Here is a 6,832-nt window from a genome sequence, read left to right as displayed (position 1 = left end):
GTATTTCACCACCGTGCAACGTCTCAGCCGATTTGCAAGCAAATCGGCGAGAATGGCACTTCGTGCAACATTCTCTTCAAGGGCGTACACCCTCCATCTCTTCTATCACGCACCCCTATGAACGAACGAGGGGGCGATACCAGATGATGTCGCCCCCTCAGTTGTTGTATTTATGTCGCTTACTGCTTGCAGGTAGCAGGTAGTCCACGATAGCGGTTATCGAGTGTGCTTACGAGCCGTTGACGTAGTGGTTCATACTCGATATTATCTAGAACATCTGCCATAAAGGCTACAGTGAGTATCAAGCGTGCCTCCATGCGTGGTATTCCTCGCTGCTGCATATAGAATACAGCCTGCTCGTCTAGCTCCCCAGTAGTCATACCATGGCTACACTTCACATCGTCGGCATAGATCTCCAATTGTGGCTTGGAGAACATCTTTGCGGTATCGGAAAGCAGAAGGTTACGGTTGTTTTGGAAGGCAGCCGTCTTCTGCGCATCACGAGCAACATAGATCATTCCGCTAAACGAACCGATAGCCGTATCGTTCATTGAGTACTTAAAGAGTTCGTCGGAAGTACAATTGGCTACGCTATGGCGTATCTCCGACCAATTATCGAGTACCTTGTCATCGTCCAACACCCCAAGTCCATCGAGGTCGAGATGGGCGTGCTCCCCTGCAAGATCACAGAAGTAATTATTGCGGGTACGCCCATTGTGTACGGTGATATTATCGATAAGCACTTGGCTATCCGCCTCTTGGTGTATATGCGTCTCCATGATACGGAGGGATAGACTATCACTCTCCTCAACATTGTAGTACTGCACCTTTGCCCCTCTCTCGGCATAAATCTCTACCACACCCACATAAGCGGAAGTCGTATCTACGACATCATGGTCACAGAGCAGTAGTTGTCCCTCTGCCCCCTCCTCAGCTATCACAAGGACACGTGGGAAAGTAAGCACACCATCTCTGCCTGCCGTGGTAGCATAGTGAATCAAGTGCACTGGTGCTTGCACCTTTGTCCCCTTGGGGAGATAGAAGACGAAGAGATCTTCTACGAAGAGGGTGTTGAGACGGGCAAGGCGAGACTTTTGGACAGATGCCATACGCCCGTAATAGCGTTCCGCTACGCCTGGGTAGAGAGAGGCGAACTCACTGAGGCTACCAGCAAAGAAGTCCTGAGCGCTATCGGAAGCTGCTACCACTCCTCCTATGAGATAGTTTTGCCGAGCATCAGGGTAGGTAAGGCGGCATGAGTAACCACTGGCTTGATCTTTGGAAAGCCTGGGCGAGCTCTCTATCTTCCACTCCTGGGATAGCGCCTCATCAATCTTGAAGTACTGGTAGTGTTCCTCGCGGTAGATAGGTAATCCCTCCGAGGCGAGTTGCTCCCTAGCGGCAGCCCTAGCGGCTTGTAAGACAGGGTGAGCGCTCTTTGCTGGCTCCAGAGAGAGGAACTTCTCGGCAAGAGCCAACTGCGCTTCCTTACGTTTGCTTCGCTTCATCATGCCTCCTCTCCCTGTAGCTCTTCACGAATCCAGTCATAACCACGCTCCTCTAGTTCGAGGGCTAGCTCGGGACCTCCAGTCTTCACGATACGACCATCTAGTAGTACGTGCACAATATCTGGCTTGATAAAGTCGAGCAACCTCTGGTAGTGCGTGATAACGATAGACGAGGTTTCTGGCGACCTCATAGCATTGACTCCATCAGCCACGATGCGGAGGGCGTCGATGTCGAGACCTGAGTCAGTCTCATCTAGGATAGAAAGTGTGGGCTGCAGTACTGCCATCTGGAAAATCTCATTACGCTTCTTCTCTCCACCAGAGAAGCCTACATTCACAGCGCGCCCCGTGAGCTCGCTATTTAGCTCTACAAGCTTCTGCTTTTCGCGGATAAGCTTTAGGAACTCCGAAGCACTCATTGGGTGCTCGCCCTTTGCGGTTCGTTTGGCATTTACCGCCGTACGGAGGAAGTTAACCATGCTTACTCCGGGAATCTCTACTGGGTACTGAAAGCTCATAAATACCCCCGCATGAGCACGCTCTTCAGGCGCCATATCTAGGAGGTCATGCCCATCAAAGACCACGCTACCCTCAGTTACGTCATAGCGAGGGTGCCCTGTGAGGACATTGGATAAGGTGCTTTTGCCGGCACCATTAGGGCCCATTATAGCGTGTACTTCGCCAGAGTTTACAGTGAGGTTTACACCTTTGAGAATTTCCTTATCCTCAATCCTGGCGTGTAGATTCTTAATCTGCAACATATAATCTATACTATTCTAAATCAATTTTATCAACCCACTGAACCCTCAAGAGAGATCGAGAGTAACTTCTGTGCCTCTACGGCGAACTCCATAGGTAGGTGGTTCATCACCTCCTTGGCATAACCATTGATAATCAAGCCGACTGCCTCCTCCTCAGGAATACCACGTTGCTGACAGTAGAAGAGCTGATCTTCTGAGATCTTGGAGGTAGTTGCCTCATGCTCTATAATGCTCGAACTATTGTGTACCTCGGCATAGGGGAAGGTATGGGCTCCGCACTTATCACCTATCAGAAGGCTATCGCACTGAGAATGGTTACGTGCATTCTCGGCCTTGGAACTAATCTTTACCAATCCTCTATAGCTATTCTCGCTGCGCCCTGCAGAGATACCCTTGGAGACGATACGGCTCTTGGTATTCTTCCCAAGATGTATCATCTTGGTACCGGTATCGGCTTGCTGGAAGTTGTTGGTCACTGCCACGGAGTAGAACTCTGCTACAGAGTCATTGCCCTGAAGGATACAGCTAGGATATTTCCAAGTAATTGCCGATCCTGTTTCTACCTGTGTCCAAGATATCTTGGAGCGATCGCCACGGCAAATACCGCGCTTGGTCACGAAGTTGTAAATACCTCCCTTGCCGTCCTTGTCGCCTGGGTACCAGTTCTGAACCGTCGAGTACTTCACCTCGGCATCGGTCTCAGCAATAATCTCTACCACTGCTGCGTGGAGCTGGTTCTCATCGCGCATTGGGGCGGTACAGCCTTCGAGGTAGCTGACATACGCCCCCTCGTCGGCAACAATTAGGGTACGCTCGAACTGCCCTGTATTCATTGCATTGATCCGGAAGTAGGTACTCAGCTCCATCGGGCACCGCACGCCCTTAGGCACATACACAAAGGAGCCATCCGAAAATACCGCAGCATTGAGGGCTGCAAAAAAATTATCCCTGTAGCCAACCACAGTACCGAGGTACTTCTGGATCAGCTCAGGGTATTCCTGGAGGGCTTCGCTAAAGGACATGAAGATAATGCCCTTCTCCGCTAAAGTCTCTTTGAAAGTGGTGCGGACAGAGCTACTATCTACCACGGCATCTACTGCATAGCCTGCCAATGCCTTGCGCTCATTGACAGGGATCCCGAGCTTCTCGAACGTGCGCTCTAGCTCAGGATCCATCTCCTCGTCGGCGCTCTTTTTCTTCTTAGGCTGAGCGAAGTAAATCACTTCCTGGAAGTCTATCTCGGGGATATCTAAGTGCGCCCAATCGGGCATCTCTAGTGTAAGCCAATGACGGTAAGCATCTAGTCGGTGCTCTAGCATCCACTCAGGCTCTCGCTTCTTCTGAGAGATGAGGCGAATGGTATCTTCCGAAAGTCCCTTGGGGATATATTCCGTCTCTACATTCGTAGTCCAGCCATACTCATATTCCGACTGGGTGACCTTATCAATTATTTCGTCAAAATTCTCACTCATATTACTGTATATATACTGTCGGTAGGTGCTACTTCTACTCCATTAGGATCTAGGTGCTCTCTTAACCCTTGCTGGATTAACAGTCGAGTAGGTAATATTGTTTCACCTACCTTTTGGATCTCAGGCGCTATTGTGCACGCTTCAGGAATGCCGCCCCAACCGTAGCGGGGACTCAGGGAACTGTAGATATTGAGGAGCACTACGAGCAACATCATGGTCACTAATAAGGACAGTACCACACCCGCCAAACGATTGACTACACCTAACATCTGCCCTACACCCTTGAGCAAAAAACGAGCAATCCAACGGGTAAGTGTCACCACCACCAAGAAAGCTAGCGACCATGAAATCCATCCCGCAGTAAGGCTCACACCCTTAGATGCGAATAGGTCTATCACAACAAGAGAGACGGGGTCTGCCAAAATATAAGCAAGGACCACGCTTCCAAGCCCTATTGCTTGAGCCACAAAGCCACTGCGATACCCCCTAAGAGCGGATATCACCAATAATATAAGGAGTACTATGTCTAACCAATGCATTGCTCTTGAAGGCAAAAAAGAAGGGAAACAAATAGCGAGTAGCAAGTATAGCAGACTCTATCAGCTACCCTTACTACCCACTATTCGTTTCCCTTATAATAATCAGAGCTTACGCTCTACCTTAATCTCTTCGTAAGCCTCGATGATATCGCCTACCTGGACATCGTTGTAGTTCTCGATATTAAGACCGCACTCCAGACCAGCGACTACCTCCTTGGCATCGTCCTTAAAGCGCTTAAGCGAACCAAGTGCGCCTGAGTGTACCACGACACCATCGCGAATAACACGCACCTTATCACTTCGAGAAACCTTGCCATCCAGCACGTAGCAACCAGCGATAGTACCCACCTTAGGAATCTTGAAGGTCTCACGCACCTCGATATTAGCCGTGATACGCTCCTTAATCTCTGGTGATAGCATACCCTCCATAGCAGTCTTGACATCGTCCAGAGCATCATAGATAATCGAGTAGGTACGAATCTCTACACCCTCCTCATCGGCAACACGCTTAGCACCTTGTGCAGGACGCACCTGGAAACCGATAATAATCGCACCCGATGCACTTGCCAATATCACGTCACTCTCGGATATCGCACCGATACCCTTATGGATAACGTTGACCTTAATCTCGGAAGTAGATAGCTTCACGATAGAATCCGAAAGCGCCTCTACCGAACCGTCCATATCACCCTTCACGATAATATTGAGCTCCTGTACATTACCCTCGGCAATGCGACGGCTAAGATCCATCAGTGATGGTAGGTGCTGCGTACGCTCGCGCTGTTCTCGCTTCAGCTGGCTACGACGGGTAGCAATCTCGCGCGCTTCCTGTTCCGTATCAAGCACATTCATCACCTCCCCGGCCTGCGTAGCGCCATTGAGACCAAGAACCTTTACTGGCTCTGATGGACCTACACTCTTTACGTTTTGTCCACGCTCATTAAAGAGCGCCTTCACCTTACCGAAGTTGGCTCCTGCAAGGATAAAGTCACCTACATGTAGCGTACCCTCTTGCACCAATACCTTGGTAGTGTAGCCACGGCCTTGCTCCATGGTACTTTCGAGTACCGATGCCACTGCCTTCTTATTAGGATTCGCTTTGAGCTCCATCACATCGGCTTCAAGCAGCACCTTCTCCAAGAGCTCCTGGATACCGATACCCTTCTTTGCCGAAATCTCCTGGCTCTGGTACTTACCGCCCCAATCCTCTACTAGATAATTGAGGTTAGCCAACTCCTCCTTGATCCTATCGGGATTAGCACTTGGCTTATCTATCTTATTGATCGCAAAGATTATTGGAGTCCCAGCTAGAGATGCGTGGCTCAAAGCCTCCTTGGTCTGTGGCATCACGCCATCGTCTGCTGCCACCACGATGATAACAACATCCGTAACCTTGGCTCCACGAGCACGCATAGCGGTAAACGCCTCATGACCTGGGGTATCTAGAAGAGTAATCTTACGACCATCCTCTAGTGTCACGCTATAAGCACCAATGTGCTGAGTGATGCCTCCTGCCTCGGTAGCTGTAACATCGGCATTACGTATAGCATCGAGAAGCGAAGTCTTACCATGGTCTACGTGACCCATCACTGTAACAATAGGCGCACGTGGGAGCAAATCCTCCTCACTATCCTCCTCCTTCTCTATCATATCAAGGACCTGAGCCTCCACATACTCAGCAGTATAGCCATAATCATCGAGGATAAGATCAATAGTATCCCTCTCCAGTCGCTGGTTAATCGAAACCATCATCCCGAGATTGAAGCAATTCATGATAATATCATTGACTGGCACATCAATCATCTGGGCGAGGTCATTAGCCGTTACATACTCTGTGAGCTGTAGCGTCTTATCCTCCATCATTGCCTGCTCCTCAGCATCCACAGCTTGGCGGTGTGCTTCGCGCTTCTCTCGGCGATACCTAGCTGCTTGGTTGGTACCCTTACGGCGTCCTCCTTGGATAGCAGCCATCGTTTCACGAATCTGCTTCTGGATATCCTCCTGAGTAATCTCAGGCTTCTGCTCCATCTTTTGCTTACGCTTCGCCTTGCGTCCCTTCTCTTGCTTCTGAGCTGCTTTATTATCGTTGTGGCGACCATCTCCAGGGCGCTGACGCTTGGTTTCTCCTTGCTGCTTACCTTGTTGTTTGCCTTGCTGCTTACCTTGGTTCTGACCTTGGCGAGATGTCTCCTGCTTCTTACCCTCCTTTTCTATATCTACCTTATTACCACGGATACGCTTACGCTCGCGCTTTTTGCTGGACGAAGACCTCCGATCAGGCTGAATGGCAGAAAGGTCGATCTTACCGACCACAGTCACACCCACATCAGGCGTTGTAAGAAGTTCAGGAGAAGTAATCTTTTTAGACTCGGTCTTCACCTCCTCCTTAGGCGCTTCTGCCTTTGGCTCGGGCTTAACCTCTGCCTTAGGCGCCTCTACCTTTGGTTCAGGCTTAACCTCTACCTTAGGCGCCTCTACCTTTGGTTCAGGCTTAGGTTCAGGCTTAACCTCTACCTTAGGCACTTCTACCTTTGGTTCAGGCTTAGCCTCTA

Annotated in this window: 5 protein-coding genes; all 5 read right to left on the bottom strand. The window is 50.0% G+C overall.

Going from position 1 to position 6,832, the window contains the following annotated elements; all coding sequences use genetic code 11:
- Nucleotides 1–179 precede the first annotated feature (179 nt).
- Nucleotides 180–1,511, bottom strand: a complete 1,332-nt coding sequence (gene sufD, locus IX315_RS09280) for a Fe-S cluster assembly protein SufD (RefSeq protein ID WP_211837402.1) — start codon at nucleotides 1,509–1,511, stop codon at nucleotides 180–182.
- Nucleotides 1,508–2,269: a Fe-S cluster assembly ATPase SufC gene (sufC, locus tag IX315_RS09275; RefSeq protein ID WP_134848962.1), complete on the bottom strand. Its 762-nt coding sequence runs from the start codon at nucleotides 2,267–2,269 to the stop codon at nucleotides 1,508–1,510. The genes sufD and sufC overlap by 4 nt, the downstream gene beginning before the upstream one ends.
- A 29-nt stretch (nucleotides 2,270–2,298) precedes the next feature.
- Entirely contained in the window at nucleotides 2,299–3,741 is a 1,443-nt protein-coding gene (sufB, locus tag IX315_RS09270) for a Fe-S cluster assembly protein SufB (RefSeq protein ID WP_134848961.1), read from the bottom strand.
- Entirely contained in the window at nucleotides 3,738–4,280 is a 543-nt protein-coding gene (locus IX315_RS09265; RefSeq protein WP_134848960.1) for a CvpA family protein, read from the bottom strand. Before IX315_RS09265 ends, sufB begins: the two co-directional genes overlap by 4 nt.
- Before the next feature lie 102 nt (nucleotides 4,281–4,382).
- Nucleotides 4,383–6,832, bottom strand: a 2,450-nt coding sequence (infB, locus tag IX315_RS09260; RefSeq protein WP_211837401.1) for a translation initiation factor IF-2, incomplete at its 5' end; no start/stop codon positions are given.

Source organism: Porphyromonas levii, assembly GCF_018206105.1.
Lineage (GTDB): Bacteria > Bacteroidota > Bacteroidia > Bacteroidales > Porphyromonadaceae > Porphyromonas_A > Porphyromonas_A levii.
The sequence above is the reverse complement of the archived record's forward strand: the minus strand, read 5'-3'. Positions and strand labels throughout refer to the sequence as shown.

Excerpts from the sequence above, each read along its gene's own strand:
- sufB (WP_134848961.1), bottom strand. The coding sequence starts at position 3,741 with ATGAGTGAGAATTTTGACGAAATAATTGATAAGGTCACCCAGTCGGAA.
- sufD (WP_211837402.1), bottom strand. The coding sequence starts at position 1,511 with ATGATGAAGCGAAGCAAACGTAAGGAAGCGCAGTTGGCTCTTGCCGAG.
- sufC (WP_134848962.1), bottom strand. The coding sequence starts at position 2,269 with ATGTTGCAGATTAAGAATCTACACGCCAGGATTGAGGATAAGGAAATT.
- IX315_RS09265 (WP_134848960.1), bottom strand. The coding sequence starts at position 4,280 with ATGCATTGGTTAGACATAGTACTCCTTATATTATTGGTGATATCCGCT.